This window comes from Kitasatospora sp. MAA4 (assembly GCF_029893355.1).
Classification (GTDB): domain Bacteria; phylum Actinomycetota; class Actinomycetes; order Streptomycetales; family Streptomycetaceae; genus Kitasatospora.
Map to the genome: position 1 here is coordinate 36732 of NZ_JARZAI010000033.1, position 15007 is coordinate 51738.

A 15007-nucleotide genomic window follows, 5' to 3' on the forward strand; every position below is an offset into this window, starting at 1 on the left:
TCGCAGCACGTCCACGGACCGGATGGGAGGCCGCAGGAATGGCTTCAGCGCAAGGCACGGCGACACGGTCGGAACGGGCCGACAGGAGCACACGGGCACGGGACTGGGCCGAGATCCAGGAGCGCATGCTCGTCCCGCTCTACGAGGCGGTCTACCAGCGCCTGGAGGTCGGCCCGGCCGGCAGCGTGCTCGGGCTCGGCTGCCGCTCCGGGCTGGCGCTGCTGCTGGCCGCCGCCCGGGGCGCCCAGGTGACCGGCCTGGAGTCGGCGCCCGAGCTGCGCGAGCTGGCCCGCGACCGCCGGCTGCGGGTGCTGGCGGACGGCCTGCGCGAGCCGGCCGATCCGGATTACCCCCGGACGGCCCACTCGCTGGTCACCGTCTTCGAGGAGCTGCACCGGGTCGAGGACCCGCAGCAGCTGGTCGCGGCCGCGGCCGACGCGGTGCTGCCCGGCGGCCACCTGGTGCTGGCCGGCTGGGGCCCGGCCGAGCGGTGCGAGAGCGCCGCCGTGCTGGAGGTCGCGCACCGGCGCAGCGCGCCGCTGCCGGACCGGGACCCGTTCGCGCTGAGCTCCCCGGGTGCGCTGGAGCAGCTGCCGGCCCGCGCCGGGTTGCGGCCGGCCGGGAGCGGCCGGGTGAGCTGCCCGTTCGCCTACCCGGACCTGGACAGCGCGGTACGCGGCCTGCTCTCCACCGGCCTGTTCGACGCGGCGGTGGAGTACTCCGGCGAGGTGCTGGTGACCAAGGAGCTGGTCGAGGCGCTGCACCCGTTCGGCCTCTCCGACGGCTCGGTGCGGATGGCCAACGTCTTCCGGTACGTGGTGGCCGAGAAGCCGCGCCAGGCCTAGGAAACCGGGGTCCACTCCTCGCGGGTGAGCGCGAAGCGATCGTGGTCGCGCCAGGCGCCGGACATGAAGAGCATCCGCGGGGTGAAGCCCTCGTGCCGGAAGCCGAGCCGGCGGGCCAGCGCGACCGAGCGCTCGTTGTCCGGCTGCACGTTGATCTCCAGCCGGTGCAGGCCGAGTCCGCCGTTCGCCTGGTCGGCGAAGCAGCGGTCGATCACCAGCCGCATGCCCTCGGTCATCCGGCCCGTGCCGTTGAACGGGACGTAACTGTCGTAGCCGAGAGCGCCGTTGCAGAAGCGACCCATCACGATGTTGGCCACGTTGCACTTGCCGACCAGCCCACCGGTCTCCCGGTCGATGATCAGAAAGGTGCGCAGCCCGGGCCCCTGACGCTGCAGCAACTCGGGCAGCCCGTCCGGCTCCAGCGGGTTCCACTGGCCGATGTGCTCGGCGGACCGCCGCACGGCCTCGGCGTACGCCCCGGCGTCGGCGGGCCTGGGCTCTCGGATCGTCACTCGCATCATCCGGACATCATCGGGCATGCCGACGGCCCGCCACCACGGAGGTGACGGGCCGCCAGGGTGAAGACAGGGGCCCCCAAGGATCAGAGCAGGTCCTTGAACTCCTTGGGGAGCTCGAAGTCGGCCGGGCCCTTGCCCGCGCCGAGGCCGAACGCCCCGCCGTCGGCCTGCGGCGCACCGGCCGGGCCGAGTGCCTTGCGCTCGGCGGCGGCCTGCTCCTCCTGCGCCCGCTTCAGCGGGTTGCCGGACTTCTTGCGGCCCTTGGCGGGCTGGGCCTTCTTGCCCGCCTTCTTGCCGCCACCCATGCCCGGCATCCCCGGCATGCCGGGGATGCCCTTGCCGGAGGCCATCGCGGACATCATCTTGCGGGCGTCGAAGAACCGCTCGACCAGGTTGTTGACCTCGCCGACACCGACGCCCGAACCCTTGGCGATGCGCAGCCGGCGCGAGCCGTTGATGATCTTCGGGTCGGTCCGCTCGGCCGGGGTCATCGACTTGATGATCGCGCCGACGCGGTTGACGTCCTTGTCATCGATGTTGTTGATCTGGTCGCGGATCTGGCCCATACCCGGGAGCATGCCGAGCAGCTTGGAGATGGAGCCCATCTTCTGGACCTGCTCCAGCTGCGACAGGAAGTCGTCGAGCGTGAAGTCCTTGCCGCCGCCCTGCAGCTTCGAGGCCATCTTCTCGGCCTCGGCCTGCGAGAAGGTCTGCTCGGCCTTCTCGATCAGCGAGAGCATGTCGCCCATGCCCAGGATGCGCGAGGCCATCCGGTCCGGGTGGAAGGCGTCGAAGTCGCCGACCTTCTCGCCGTTGGAGGCGAACATGATCTGACGGCCGGTCACGTGGGCCACCGACAGCGCCGCGCCACCGCGGGCGTCGCCGTCCAGCTTGGAGAGCACCACGCCGGTGAAGTCGACGCCGTCGAGGAAGGCCTGCGCGGTGGTGACCGCGTCCTGGCCGATCATCGCGTCGACGACGAAGAGCACCTCGTCCGGGTTGACCGCGGCCCGGATGTCGGCGGCCTGCTGCATCAGCTCGGCGTCGATGCCCAGGCGGCCGGCGGTGTCGACGATGACGACGTCGTACTGCTTCTGCTTGGCGTACTCGATCGAGTCGCGGGCGACCTGGACCGGGTCGCCGACACCGTTGCCGGGCTGCGGGCCGTAGAACGCCACCCCGGCGCGCTCGGCGACCACGCCGAGCTGGGTGACGGCGTTGGGGCGCTGGAGGTCGCAGGCGACCAGCAGCGGGGTGTGCTTCTGGCTCTTCAGCCAGTGGCCCAGCTTGCCCGCCAGGGTGGTCTTACCGGCACCCTGGAGGCCGGCGAGCATGATGACCGTCGGGCCGGTCTTGGCGTAGCGCAGTCGGCGGGTCTCGCCACCGAGGATGTTGATGAGCTCCTCGTTGACGATCTTGATGATCTGCTGGGCGGGGTTCAGCGCGCCCGAGACCTCGGAGCCCATCGCGCGGTCCTTGACCTGCTTGATGAAGGCCCGCACCACGGGGAGCGCGACATCGGCCTCGAGGAGGGCGATGCGGATCTCGCGGGCGGTGGCGTCGATGTCCGCCTCACTGAGGCGGCCCTTGCCCCGGAGGTTCTTGAACGTCGCTGCGAGGCGGTCGGAAAGAGTGTCGAACACGTCGGTCGCGGGTCCCTTGCGGCATCGGTATGAGTACGGTCGTCGCCCACCAGGGTATCCGGCCGCTCAAGCTGCGGTCTCCACCCCGGTCAGCCCAGTGTGCGCTGCACCGCGGCGGCCACCTCGCGGGCCTGTTCAGGGGCCAGCGGCCGGCCGGCCGGGTCGGTGAGGTAGAAGGCGTCGACGGCGTCGGCGCCCAGCGTGGAGACGTGCGCGGTGCGGACCCGGACGCCGGCCTCGTCCAGCGCCCGGCCGATCCGGTGCAGCAGGCCGGGGGCGTCGTGCGCGCGGACCTCCAGGACCGTCGCCGAGGCCGAGGCGCCGCCCGGGGCGACCGCGACCACCGGCGGCGGGGTGGAGATGCCGCGCCGGCGCGGGGCGGCGGCGTCGCGCTCGGCGAGCCGCCGGGCGACGTCCAGCGAGCCGTCCATGGCCCGGCGCAGGTCGGCCCGCAGCCGGGCTGCCTCGGGCAGTTCGCCGTACTCGGCGGCGACCGTCCAGGAGAGCAGCAGGACCGGGCCCGCGCCGATCGGGTCGAGTTCGCACAGGTGCAGCGAGCGGACGGCCAAGCGGTGCAGGGCCAGCACCCCGGCCACCGTGCCGAGCAGGCCGGGGCGGTCCGGGACGGCGAGGTCCAGCCGCACGCCCATCGGCTCGCCCGCCTCGGGGTCGTGCGCGGCCTCGGCCCGCAGCGAGAGCGCCGGGCCCTCGGTGCGGGCCGCCTCGATGGCGAGCCGCTCGTGGTCGACGGAGGGGGCGAGGGCGGGCGGCAGCGCCGGGTCGCCCTCCTTGCCCGCCGGCGGGCAGGAGGGGCCCTTGGTCAGCACCGCGGCCACCCGGTCGACCAGGCCGGCCACCAGCGAGGCCCGCCAGCTGCTCCAGGCGGCCGGGCCGGTCGCGGTGGCGTCCGCCTCGGTGAGCGCGTGCAGCAGCTCCAGGTGGCGCACCGTGCCCACGGTCTTGGCGATCAGTTCGACGGTGGCCGGGTCGTCCGGGTCGCGCCGGGTGGCCGTCTCGACCAGCGTCAGGTGGTGGCGGACCAGCATCGCCAGGCTCTCGGTGTCGTCCTGGTCGAAGCCCATCCGGGAGGCCACGTCGCGGACGATCACCTCGCCCGCCTCGGAGTGGTCGCCGGGCCAGCCCTTGCCCAGGTCGTGCAGCAGCGCGGCGACCAGCAGCAGGTCCGGACGGGCCACCCGGCGGGTCATCGCGGCCGCGCGCACCGCCGTCTCCACCAGGTGCCGGTCCACCGTCCAGACGTGCACGGCGTTGCGCTGCGGACGGCAGCGCACCCGCTCCCAGTCCGGCAGCAGCCGGGTGATCAGCCCCTCGGCCTCCAGCGCCTCCCAGACCGGTACGCCGGGCTCGCCGGCGCCCAGCAGGGTGATCAGCTGCTCGCGCGCCTCGTCCGGCCAGGGCACCGGCAGCGGCTTGCTCTCGGCGGCCAGCCGGCGGACCGTCGCGTGGCCGACCACCAGACCGGCCTGCGCCGCCGCGGCGGCCACCCGCAGGACGAGCACCGGGTCGTGCGCGGGACGGGCGCCCAGCGCGAGCACCGCCTCGCCGTCCTGCTCCACCACGCCCTCGGCCAGCGGCCGGCGCACTACCGCGCCGCGGGCCGCCGCGCCCGCGCCCCGCCCGGAGCCGCCGAACGGGAAGGAGAACGGGCGCCGCCCCTTGGTCGAGCGCGCCGCGAGCACCCGGTCGACGGCCCGCCAGGTCACGTCGCCGGCGTAGGAGATGGTCCGGGCCGCCTCGTAGATCTGTCGCAGCAGGGTGTCCGCGTCCAGCACGCCGAGGGTGGCGGCGACCTGGTCCTGGTCCTGCAGCGAGAGCCGCTCGGTGGCCCGTCCGGTGGTCAGGTGCAGCGCGTCGCGGACGTCGGAGAGCCGCTGGACGGCGGCGGCCAGGCCCTCGCGCGGGGCGTCGGCGAGCCAGGAGGCGGCGATCGCGTCCAGCGCCACCGCGTCCCGCAGGCCGCCGCGGGCCTCCTTCAGGTCGGGCTCCAGCAGGAACGCCAGCTCGCCGTGCCGCTCGGCCCGGGCGCGCCCGAGTTCGCGCAGTTCGGGCAGCCGGTCGGCCGCGCCGGCCCGCCAGTCGGCCAGTATCGCGGAGCGCAGTGCGGCGGTCAGCTCGGCGTCCCCGGCGATGTGCCGGGCGTCCAGCAGGCCGAGCTGGGCCCTGAGGTCGGCCGCGGCCACCGTGCGGGCCTCGGCGAGGCTGCGGACCGAGTGGTCCAGGGCGACCCCGCTGTCCCACACCGGGTACCAGAGCCGCTCGGCGAGGGCGCCCACCTCGGCGCCGTCGTGCAGCAGCAGGACGTCCAGGTCGCTGCGCGGGGACAGTTCGCCGCGCCCGTAGCCGCCGACGGCGACCAGGGCGACGTGCGCGGGCGGGTCGGCCTGCTCCAGCAGCGAGCTGAGCCAGCGGTCCGCCAGCTCGGCCAGCGCGATGCGGCGCGCGGGTCCTGACAGGCCTGGCCGGGCTAGCAGTTCGGCCCGGTCCGCGGGGTGTCCGGCGGGTTCCGTCGAGTCGGTGGGGGTCACTGCGGGCTCTCCGTCCGTCGTACGGGCGGCATGGCGGGCCGCCGGAGAATGCCGTCGGCGGACCTGCGGATTCACCGGGAATCCGCAGGTCCGCTTTCTTTCGGGGACTAGAGCGCGTCGGGCCCGCGCTCGCCGGTGCGCACTCGGACGACGGAGTCGACCGGGACGACCCAGACCTTGCCGTCGCCGATCTTGCCGGTCCGGGCGGCCTTCACCAGGACGTCCAGCAGCTCGTCGGCGTCGGCGTCCTCGACCAGGACCTCTATCCGGATCTTGGGGACCAGGTCGACGGTGTACTCGGCGCCCCGGTAGACCTCGGTGTGTCCGCGCTGACGGCCGTAGCCGCTGGCCTCGGTGACGGTCAGTCCGTCCACCCCGAAGGCCTGCAGGGCCTCCTTGACCGCATCCAGGCGGTAGGGCTTGATCACGGCGGTGATGAGCTTCATCAGGCGTCGACCTCGGTCTTCGTGGCGGTGGTGGAACCGGCGGGGGCCGGGGCGTGGCTCGACAGGGCGCGGCTGAGGCTGGCGCCGACCGTGCTGAAGTCGTACGCCGACTCGGCGTGTTCGACCTGGTCGATGCCGGCCACCTCGACGTCCTCGCTGACCCGGAAGCCGATGGTCTTCTGGATCGCCTGGCCGAGCAACCAGGAGATCACGAAGGAGTAGACCGCGACCACGGCCACGCCCATCGCCTGCTTGCCGAGTTGGCCGATGCCGCCGCCGTAGAACAGGCCGCGCGCGGTCTGGCCGACGTGGCCGGTGGCGAAGAAGCCGATCAGCAGCGAGCCGATCGCACCGCCGACCGCGTGCACGCCCACCACGTCGAGCGAGTCGTCGAAGCCGAGGCGGTACTTGAGGCTGATCGCCGCGGCGCAGATCGCACCGGCGATCAGGCCGATGGCCACCGCGCCGAGCATGCTGACCGAGCCGCAGGCCGGGGTGATGGCGACCAGGCCGGCCACCGCGCCGGAGGCCGCGCCCAGCGAGGTGAAGGCGCCGTGCTTGATCCGCTCGAAGGCGAGCCAGCCGAGCATCGCGGCGCCGGTGGCGATCTGGGTGTTCATGAAGGCCATGCCGGCCAGGCCGTTGGCGGCCAGCGCCGAGCCGGCGTTGAAGCCGAACCAGCCGAACCAGAGCAGCCCGGAGCCGAGCATCACCAGCGGGAGGCTGTGCGGGCGCATCGGGTCCTTCTTGAAGCCGACCCGCTTGCCGAGCACCAGGCACAGGGCAAGGCCCGCCATACCGGCGTTGATGTGCACGGCGGTTCCGCCGGCGAAGTCGATCACGCCGTTGCGGTCGCCGAGCCAGCCGCCGTGGCCGTTGTCGAAGAAGAACACCCAGTGCGCGACCGGGAAGTAGACGATGGTCACCCAGAGCGCCACGAACAGGCCCCAGGCGGCGAACTTCGCGCGGTCCGCGATCGCGCCGCTGATCAGCGCCGGGGTGATCACCGCGAACATCAGCTGGAAGGCGGAGAAGGCGGTGACCGGAATGCTTCCGGCCAGATCGTTCATGCCGATCCCGCGCATCCCGACGTGGTCCAGGTTGCCGATCAGGCCGTGGAAGGCGTCGGTGCCGAAGCTCAGGCTGTACCCGTAGAGGACCCAGAGTACGGTCACGATGCCGAGCGCGATGAAGCTCATGACCAGCATGTTGAGGACACTCTTGACCCTGACCATGCCGCCGTAGAAGAAGGCCAGACCCGGGGTCATCAACATGACCAGGGCCGCACTGATGAGCACAAAGGCGGTATCGCCTGCGCTGAAGCCGTCCGGCATCGGCGTCTCCTCGTGAATGAAGGCCGCTCCACGCCCGGGATCCCTGTCCCGTGCCACCCGGGGTGTCGGCGATGAGAGGAGAGTGCCGAAGGCGGGTTTCGGCCAGTGCGGCTCGGTGTTTCGCAGCCGTGACGCTGACGACGCAGACGTTACGAGTGCGTGAACTTCGGCCGTGCCATGACAGCCGGTGAGGTACCGTGCCGCACCGTCGACCGGAACCCGCCGGTCCGGGGGCTCAGACCGCCTCGAACTCCGGGATCTGGTCGACCACCAGCTCCGCCAGCCGGTTGACCGCGGGGACGCTGCGGAAGTCGGCGGTGGCCGCCGCGGAGGTCTTGCGGACCCGGGTGTTCAGCCGCTCCGAGCGCACCTTGCCCGCGATCTCCACAGCCTCCTCGGCGATCAGCGCGGCCTGCTCCGGCTCGCCCTGGAGCAGGTGGACGCTGGCCATCCCGACCAGGTTGAAGGCGTAGCTGCGGGTGTGGTTCTCCATGTCGGCGCGGAACAGGTCGACGGCGGTGGCCATCACCGGGGCGGCCATCGAGGCGTACCGCGGGCTGCGGCTGGAGTGGTAGGCGAGGTCCCGGAAGGAGTGCGCGTTCTCCGCGTAGAGCTCGGCCTTGGAGAAGAACCGCAGCCAGTCCGGGTCGTTGTCGATCGGCCCGCAGTCGGTGAAGGTGTCCTCGGCCAGCCGGACCGCCCGGGCGCAGCGGTTGACCTCACCGGTGTTGGAGTACGCGCGCGCCTCCATCGCGTAGAGCAGCGCCTGCTGGCGCGGCGTGGCGGTGTCCCGACTGCCGTACTGGGCCAGGTGGATCAGTTCCAGCGCGTCGTCACCGCGGTTGAGGTGGATCATCTGGCGGCTCATGTCGGTGAGGATCAGCGCGCCGAACGGGCGGTCGCCGGCCTCCTTGGCGGCGTGCAGCGCCAGCACGTAGTACTTCTGGGCACTGGGGTGCATGCCGACGTCGTAGGACATCCAGCCGGCCAGGTGGGCGAGTTCGGCGGTGAGCCGGAACAGCCGCTGGGTGATGTGCGGCGGGTAGGTCTCCTGCAACAGGTCGGTGATCTCGTGGAGTTGGCCGACGACTGCCTTGCGGCGCAGCCCGCCGCCGTTCTGCGCGTCCCACTGGCGGAACATCACGGTGGTCTGCTCCAGGAGTTGGAGCTCGGGTTCGGAGAGCCGGCCGGTGAACGGCTCCCCGCCGTTGGCGGCGGCCAGGATCGGCGTCGGGCTGCCGCTGGGACCGGGGGTGAGCCAGCGCTGCATCGGCTCGATCAGCGCTGCGCCGGCCGTCAGGGCGAGTGAAGTCCCCAGGAAGCCGCGCCGGTTGAGCATCAGGTCGCTGCGCGAGTACTCGCTGATCAACTGGACGGTCTGCGGCCCGCTCCACGGCAGGTCGACCCCGCCGCCGGCCACCGTGGAGACCGGGATCGCGGCGCGCAGGCCCAGATCCTCGACGTCCACCACCGTGCCGAAGCGCTCGGAGAAGAGATCCGACATGATCTTCGGGATCGGCTCGCGCGGCTGCTCGCCGTCCAGCCAGCGGCGCACCCGCGAGGTGTCCGTGCTGACGTGGTGCGCGCCGAGCTGCCGTGCCTTGCGGTTGACCTGCCTGGCAAGCTCGCCCTTGGACCACCCACTGCGCGCGAACCACGCCGTCAGCTTCTCGTTAGGCTGTTTGTCTGCCATCCGGAGCCACCCCAGTCCCGACCGGCCCCCGCAGGGGTCATCACTTGTTTCGCCGCGCACCCGCCGCTGTGGTTCGCTTGCCGAACGTAACGCCGTTTGCGCCGTCCGGGGGATGGTTCATCGGGAAACGCCACCATTCGCCACCCCCGCGAGTGAACCGCGCAGGACGCCCGCACGCTTCACTGGAAGCCGGCCGGACCGGTGTTCGGCCCCTGGAGTAGGACCGGACGGCAAGCGATATTGGCAGCGCGTTCCCGCCACCGCGCGCCGCCCGCACACATCGCACTCCGGACGCGAGAATTGACGGAACGTCACAGTCCCGTAACCGCCGGCAATCGAAACCTGTTGGGGGAGGCATGGACAACCTGTTCGGCGATCTACGGTTCGGCTCGCGCCGCCGTACCCGCGCCACCGTGTGCCAGGCGGCCGCGGAGTACGCCGGGCACTGGGGCTGGACGGTGGCCCTCGGCGCCGCCCCCCGCTCCGCCTGCGCGGCCCGCTGCGCCTGCGCCCGCCCGCACTGCGCGGCGCCCGGCCTCCACCAGACCCGCGGGGCCGCCCCCCGCGAACTGCCGCCCGGTGCGGCCCCGCACGAGGTCAGAGCACTCTGGGGCGCCGACGCCGAGGCCACCGTGCTGCTGCCGACCGGCCGCGCCTTCGACGTCCTGGACGTCCCCGAGCCGGCCGGCCTGCGGGCGCTGGTCCGGCTGGAGCGGATGGGCACCCAGGTCGGCCCGGTGCTCGCGGCACCGACCGGCCGACTGCTCTTCTTCGTCGCCCGCGGCACCGCCCCGCTGCTGCCCGACCTGCTCTACCGGATGGGCTGGGACGACGCCGCCCTCGACCTGGTCTGCCACGGCGAGGGCGGCTACGTCGCCGCGCCGCCGACCGTGCTCGGCACGCTCGGCCCGGTGCGCTGGCTGCGCCGCCCGTGCCGGGAGAGCGCCACCCGCCCGCCGGAGGCCCGGCTGCTGCTCGGCACGCTCGCCTACGCCTGCCACCGCGGCCGCGAGCGGGTGGCGGCCGAGCCGGCCTGGCTCGCCTCGTAGCGAAGGGTCGCCCCCCGATGGGAGGCGACCCTTTCGTGAGCAGTCGGTGTGTCAGTCGCCGATCAGCGCGTCCACGAACGCGGCCGGCTCGAACGGCGCCAGGTCGTCCGCGCCCTCGCCGAGGCCGATCAGCTTGACCGGGACGCCCAGCTCGCGCTGGACCGCGACCACGATGCCGCCCTTGGCCGTGCCGTCCAGCTTGGTCAGCACGATGCCGGTGATGTCCACCACCTCGGCGAACACCCGGGCCTGCACCAGGCCGTTCTGGCCGGTGGTGGCGTCCAGCACCAGCAGCACCTCGTCCACCGGGCCGTGCTTCTCGACGACCCGCTTGACCTTGCCCAGCTCGTCCATCAGGCCGGTCTTGGTGTGCAGGCGGCCCGCCGTGTCGATCAGGACGGTGTCGGCGCCCTCGGCGATGCCCTCCTTGACGGCGTCGAACGCGACCGAGGCCGGGTCGCCGCCCTCGGGTCCGCGCACGGTGCGCGCGCCGACCCGCTCGCCCCAGGTCTGCAGCTGGTCGGCAGCGGCGGCGCGGAAGGTGTCGGCCGCGCCGAGCACCACCGTGCGGCCGTCGGCCACCAGGACCCGGCCGAGCTTGCCCGAGGTGGTGGTCTTGCCGACGCCGTTGACGCCGACCACCAGCAGGACGGCCGGGCGGCCGTCCTCGTGCTTGGCGGTCTTCAGCGAGCGGTCCGCCTCGGTGCCGATCAGCGCGACCAGCTCCTCGTGCAGCAGGGCGCGCAGCTCGGCCGGGGTGCGGGTGCCGAGCACCTTGACCCGGGTGCGCAGCCGCTCGACCAGCTCCTGGGTGGGCGCCACGCCGACGTCCGCGACGAGCAGGGTCTCCTCGATCTCCTCCCAGGTGTCCTCGTCCAGACGCTCGCGGGAGAGCAGCGTGAGCAGGCCCTTGCCCAGCGAGTTCTGCGAGCGGGAGAGACGCGAGCGCAGCCGGACCAGCCGGCCGGCGGTGGGCTCCGGGACCTCCAGCGCCGGGACCTGGACAGCCTCCTCGACGGTCGCCTCGGCGACCTCCGCAGCCTCGACGGTCTCGGGGAGCTGGACCTCCTCGACGGTCTGGACCGGTTCCGCGCGGGGCGGAGCGGCCTCCTCGCCGATCTGGGGCTCGCTCGGGGTCGGCGGCGCGAGGGTCGCGGACGCCGACTTCGGGGGAAGTTCCTTACGTCGTCTGCCGCTGACGACGAGGCCTGCGACCGCTCCGATGGCGATCACGGCGATGACTACGGCAAGGATCACGTATTCCATATCGAGACCAGTATCCGTGACGCGCAGCCGCAGCAGGAGTAACGGCCCTACGGCGTTGCCGTCGCCTGCTGCCTGGGCAGCTGCTTCCGCTCGCGGTGCTCGTCGCGCAGGCGCTGGCTGATCACCTGGGAGATGCCGTCGCCCTTCATGGTCACGCCGTACAGCGCGTCGGCGGACTCCATGGTGAGTTTCTGGTGGGTGATGACGATCAGCTGGGAGCTGTCCCGCAGCTCCTCCATGATCGCGATCAGCCGGCGCAGGTTGGTCTCGTCGAGCGCCGCCTCCACCTCGTCCATCACGTAGAACGGGCTGGGTCTGGCCTTGAAGATGGCCACCAGCAGCGCGACCGCGGTGAGCGAGCGCTCGCCGCCGGAGAGCAGCGAGAGGCGCTTGACCTTCTTGCCCGGCGGACGGGCCTCCACCTCGACGCCGGTGGTGAGCATGTTGTCCGGGTCGGTCAGCACGAGCCGTCCCTCGCCGCCGGGGAAGAGCCGCGAGAAGACGCCCTCGAACTGGGCCGCGGTGTCGTGGTAGGCCGCGGTGAAGAGCTGCTCGACCCGCTGGTCCACGTCCCGGACGATCTCCATCAGGTCGCGGCGGCTGCGCTTGAGGTCGTCCAGCTGCTCGCCGAGGAACTGGTGGCGCTCCTCCAGCGCGGTGAACTCCTCCAGCGCGAGCGGGTTGACCTTGCCGAGCTGCTGGTAGGCACGCTCGGCCGCGCGCAGCCGCTTCTCCTGCTCGGCGCGGTCGTACGCGGTGGGTTCGCCCGGCTGCTGCCCCTCCTCGGGGGTGGGTGGCGGCACCGGCTGGTCCGGGCCGTAGCCGGCCAGCAGGTCGGTGCCCTCGATGCCGAACTCCTCCAGCGCCCTGGCCTCCAGCTGCTCGATCCGCAGTCGCTTCTCGGCGCGCAGCACCTCGTCGCGGTGCCCGGCGTCGACCAGCTTGTCCAGCTCCGCCTTGAGTTCCCGGCCGCGTTCGCGCTCGGCCCGCAGCTCGGCCTCCCGGCCGGACCTGGTCTGCTCGACCGCCGAGCGCTCGGCGTCGGCGCGGGCCAGCGAGACCTCCAGGCAGCCGAGCAGCTGCCGGGCGCCGTCCGCGACGGCGGTGGCGACGGCCGCGTCCTGCTCGGCCCGGCGGCGGCGGACGGCGGCGCGGGCCCGGGCCTCGCGCTCGGCGCGGGCGCCGCGGTCCAGCGCGTCGGCCCGGCCGGCCAGCGCGCGGACCCGCTCCTCATGGGTGCGGACCGCCAGCCGGGCCTCCATCTCGACCTGCCTGGCCTGCGCGGACGCCTGCGCCAACCGGTCCTGCTCGGCGGCGTCCGGCTCGTCGTCGCCGGTCTCGGCCAGCTCCTCGGCCGTCTCCAGCCGGGCGGCCAGCTCCTCGGCGGCCTCGCGGGCGGTGGCCAGGCCGAGTTCGGCACGCTCCACGGCGACGGCGCTGCGCTCGGCCTCGCCGTCCGCCGCGCGGGCCTGGCCGCCGAGCCGGCCGAGCGAGCCGGCCACCTCGGCGCGCTGCCGCTCGGCCCGGCGGCGGCCGGCGGCCAGCTGCTCGACCTCGGCGGCCAGTTCGGCGCGGGCCGCCTTCGCCCGGTCCAGCTGCTCGGCCGACTCGGCGCAGCGCGCGTCGAGTGCCTCGATGGCCCGGGCGGTCTCGTCGACGGCGGCCTGGGTCTCCAGCAGGCTGGGCGGGGCGGCCGAGCCGCCCTGGGCGAGACCGCGGGCGAGCAGGTCGCCGTCGGCGGTGACCGCGGTGAGTCCGGAACGGGCGGCGAGCAGCTGCTGCGCCGCGTCGAGGTCGGCGACGACCACCGCGTCGGCCAGCAGGGCGCGCACCACCGCGAGCAAAGCCGGTGGGCCGTCCACCAGTTCGGCGGCCGGACGGGCTCCGGCGGGCAGCGCGCCCAGGGCCGGTGCGGGCGCGGACTCGACCGCGGCTGCCGGGTCGGCGATCAGCAGGGCCGCCCGGCCCGCGTCCTCCTTGCGGAGCAGCCGCAGCGCCTGCGCGGCGGTGTCCAGGCTGTCCACGGCCAGCGCGTCCGCTGCCGCGCCGAGAGCGGCGGCGATCGCCACCTGATGGCCCTCGGCCACCCGCAGCAGTGCGCCTGCCGGTCCGAGCAGTCCGGCGGGGCGGTCGGCGGCGCTCAGCAGGGCGCCCGTGCCGTCCTTGCGCCGCAGGCCGAGCGAGAGTGCCTCGTGCCGGGCCGTCAACGCGGCGCGCTCCCGTTCGGCGGAGCTCGCGGCGTCCCGGACGGCGCTCAGGTGGCGCTCCGCGCCGGCCAATCGCTCACGCGCCGCCTCGTGCGCCGCCTCCAGCTCCTCGTCCCCCGCCTCCAGCCCGGCCACCTGCTCCTCCAGCAGCTCGAACTCCTGCCGTGCGGCCTGCGCCCGCTGGGTCGCCTCGTCCCGGGCGGCGGCCAGCCGGCCGATCTCCGCCTCGGCGCTCGCCGCCCGGGAACGGGCTGCGGCGGCCTGCCCCTGCAACCGGGCCAGGCCCTCGCGGCGGTCGGCGATCGCCCGCGCGACCGCCTTCAACCGCCGCTCCTCCGCGGTGAGCGCGCGCTCCAACTCGCCGCGCGCGTCGACGGCGTCGGCCAGCGCCTCCTCGGCCTGCTCCAGCGCCTCGGCGAGGGTGGTCTCCTCGGCACGGATCCGCTCGGCCTCGCGCTCCATGTCCTCCGGGTCGCGCCCGCGCCGCTCCTCGGCCGCTCCCCCGGCGGCGGCGTGCCGCAGCCGCGCCTCGGCCAGACCGATCGTCCCGCGGGTCCGCTCGACCAGGGCGGAGAGCCGGTACCAGGCCTGCCGGGCACTCTCCAGCCGCGGACCGAGCTGCTCGACCTGCGCCTCCAGGACCGCCTCGCGCTGCTGCGCCGCCGCCGACTCCTGCTCGACGGTGGAGCGGCGCAGCCGCAGCGCCAGCTCGTCGGCCGCCTCCGCCTCGACGGCCCGGCGCAGCGTCAGCAGGTCGTCGGCGAGCAGCCGCAGCCGCGCATCGCGCAGGTCGGCCTGGATGCCGGCGGCCCGCCGGGCGATCCGGGCCTGGCGGCCCAGCGGTCCCAGCTGGCGGCGCAGTTCGGCGACCAGGTCCTGCACCCGGTTGAGGTTGGCGGCCATCGCGTCCAGCTTCCGCAGCGCCTTCTCCTTGCGCTTGCGGTGCTTGAGGACGCCGGCCGCCTCCTCGATGAAGGCGCGCCGCCCCATCGGGTCGGCGTGCAGGACCGAGTCCAGCTGGCCCTGGCCGACGATCACGTGCATCTCGCGGCCGATGCCGGAGTCGGAGAGCAGCTCCTGGATGTCGAGCAGGCGGCAGGTCTCGCCGTTCAGCGCGTACTCGCTGCCGCCGTTGCGGAACATCGTGCGGGTGATCGTCACCTCGGCGTAGTCGATCGGCAGGGCGCCGTCGGTGTTGTCGATGGTGAGACTGACCTCGGCCCGGCCGAGCGGCGCGCGCCCGGTGGTCCCGGCGAAGATGACGTCCTCCATCTTCCCGCCGCGCAGCGACTTGGCACCCTGCTCCCCCATCACCCAGGAGAGCGCGTCGACCACGTTGGACTTGCCGGAGCCGTTCGGGCCGACCACGCACGTGATGCCTGGTTCGAAGCGCAGGGTGGTGGCGGAGGCGAAGGACTTGAAGCCTCGCAGCGTCAGGCTCTTCAGGTGCACGGATCGAC

Annotated in this window: 10 protein-coding genes; 2 read left to right on the forward strand and 8 right to left on the reverse strand. The window is 73.6% G+C overall.

What is annotated here, in order from left to right:
* Nucleotides 1–125: 125 nt before the first annotated feature.
* The gene (locus P3T37_RS31850) at nt 126–845 is read left to right on the forward strand and encodes a methyltransferase domain-containing protein (protein WP_280727391.1); all 720 of its coding nucleotides are present in this window, start codon (nt 126–128) and stop codon (nt 843–845) included.
* Here the strand turns inward: P3T37_RS31850 and P3T37_RS31855 are convergent.
* From P3T37_RS31855 to P3T37_RS31880, 6 genes are all read right to left on the reverse strand, one after another.
* Nucleotides 842–1363, reverse strand: a complete 522-nt coding sequence (locus P3T37_RS31855; RefSeq protein WP_280727426.1) for a GNAT family protein — start codon at nt 1361–1363, stop codon at nt 842–844. The genes P3T37_RS31850 and P3T37_RS31855 overlap by 4 nt on opposite strands.
* An 83-nt stretch (nt 1364–1446) precedes the next feature.
* On the reverse strand, nt 1447–3006 hold the full coding sequence (gene ffh, locus P3T37_RS31860) for a signal recognition particle protein (RefSeq protein WP_280727392.1): 1560 nt from the start codon (nt 3004–3006) through the stop codon (nt 1447–1449).
* 89 nt (nt 3007–3095) lie between these two features.
* Nucleotides 3096–5552 (reverse strand): [protein-PII] uridylyltransferase, encoded by a 2457-nt coding sequence (locus P3T37_RS31865; protein ID WP_280727393.1) that lies wholly within the window; start codon nt 5550–5552, stop codon nt 3096–3098.
* Between the two features lie 107 nt (nt 5553–5659).
* Nucleotides 5660–5998 carry a P-II family nitrogen regulator gene (locus tag P3T37_RS31870; RefSeq protein WP_280727394.1) on the reverse strand — a complete coding sequence of 113 codons (339 nt, stop codon included), beginning with the start codon at nt 5996–5998 and terminating at the stop codon, nt 5660–5662.
* Complete coding sequence (locus tag P3T37_RS31875) at nt 5998–7332, reverse strand: ammonium transporter (RefSeq protein WP_280727395.1); 1335 nt, start codon at nt 7330–7332, stop codon at nt 5998–6000. The genes P3T37_RS31870 and P3T37_RS31875 overlap by 1 nt, the downstream gene beginning before the upstream one ends.
* A 235-nt stretch (nt 7333–7567) precedes the next feature.
* Nucleotides 7568–9025, reverse strand: a complete 1458-nt coding sequence (locus tag P3T37_RS31880; RefSeq protein WP_280727396.1) for a hypothetical protein — start codon at nt 9023–9025, stop codon at nt 7568–7570.
* Between the two features lie 356 nt (nt 9026–9381).
* Here P3T37_RS31880 and P3T37_RS31885 point away from each other — a divergent pair, with 356 nt between their 5' ends.
* Nucleotides 9382–10074 carry a bifunctional DNA primase/polymerase gene (locus tag P3T37_RS31885; RefSeq protein ID WP_280727397.1) on the forward strand — a complete coding sequence of 231 codons (693 nt, stop codon included), beginning with the start codon at nt 9382–9384 and terminating at the stop codon, nt 10072–10074.
* A gap of 51 nt (nt 10075–10125) precedes the next feature.
* Here P3T37_RS31885 and ftsY read toward each other — a convergent pair whose 3' ends face one another.
* Together ftsY and smc are read right to left on the reverse strand one after the other, a co-directional pair.
* Entirely contained in the window at nt 10126–11340 is a 1215-nt protein-coding gene (gene ftsY / locus P3T37_RS31890) for a signal recognition particle-docking protein FtsY (protein WP_280727398.1), read from the reverse strand.
* 47 nt (nt 11341–11387) lie between these two features.
* On the reverse strand, nt 11388–14999 hold the full coding sequence (smc, locus tag P3T37_RS31895; RefSeq protein WP_280727399.1) for a chromosome segregation protein SMC: 3612 nt from the start codon (nt 14997–14999) through the stop codon (nt 11388–11390).
* Nucleotides 15000–15007: the final 8 nt, after the last annotated feature.

What these genes read in the sequence shown, in the direction of transcription:
- P3T37_RS31850 (WP_280727391.1), top strand. Translation starts at nt 126, where the DNA reads ATGCTCGTCCCGCTCTACGAGGCGGTCTACCAGCGCCTGGAGGTCGGC.
- P3T37_RS31855 (WP_280727426.1), bottom strand. Translation starts at nt 1,363, where the DNA reads ATGCGAGTGACGATCCGAGAGCCCAGGCCCGCCGACGCCGGGGCGTAC.
- P3T37_RS31870 (WP_280727394.1), bottom strand. Translation starts at nt 5,998, where the DNA reads ATGAAGCTCATCACCGCCGTGATCAAGCCCTACCGCCTGGATGCGGTC.
- P3T37_RS31875 (WP_280727395.1), bottom strand. Translation starts at nt 7,332, where the DNA reads ATGCCGGACGGCTTCAGCGCAGGCGATACCGCCTTTGTGCTCATCAGT.
- P3T37_RS31880 (WP_280727396.1), bottom strand. Translation starts at nt 9,025, where the DNA reads ATGGCAGACAAACAGCCTAACGAGAAGCTGACGGCGTGGTTCGCGCGC.
- P3T37_RS31885 (WP_280727397.1), top strand. Translation starts at nt 9,382, where the DNA reads ATGGACAACCTGTTCGGCGATCTACGGTTCGGCTCGCGCCGCCGTACC.
- ftsY (WP_280727398.1), bottom strand. Translation starts at nt 11,340, where the DNA reads ATGGAATACGTGATCCTTGCCGTAGTCATCGCCGTGATCGCCATCGGA.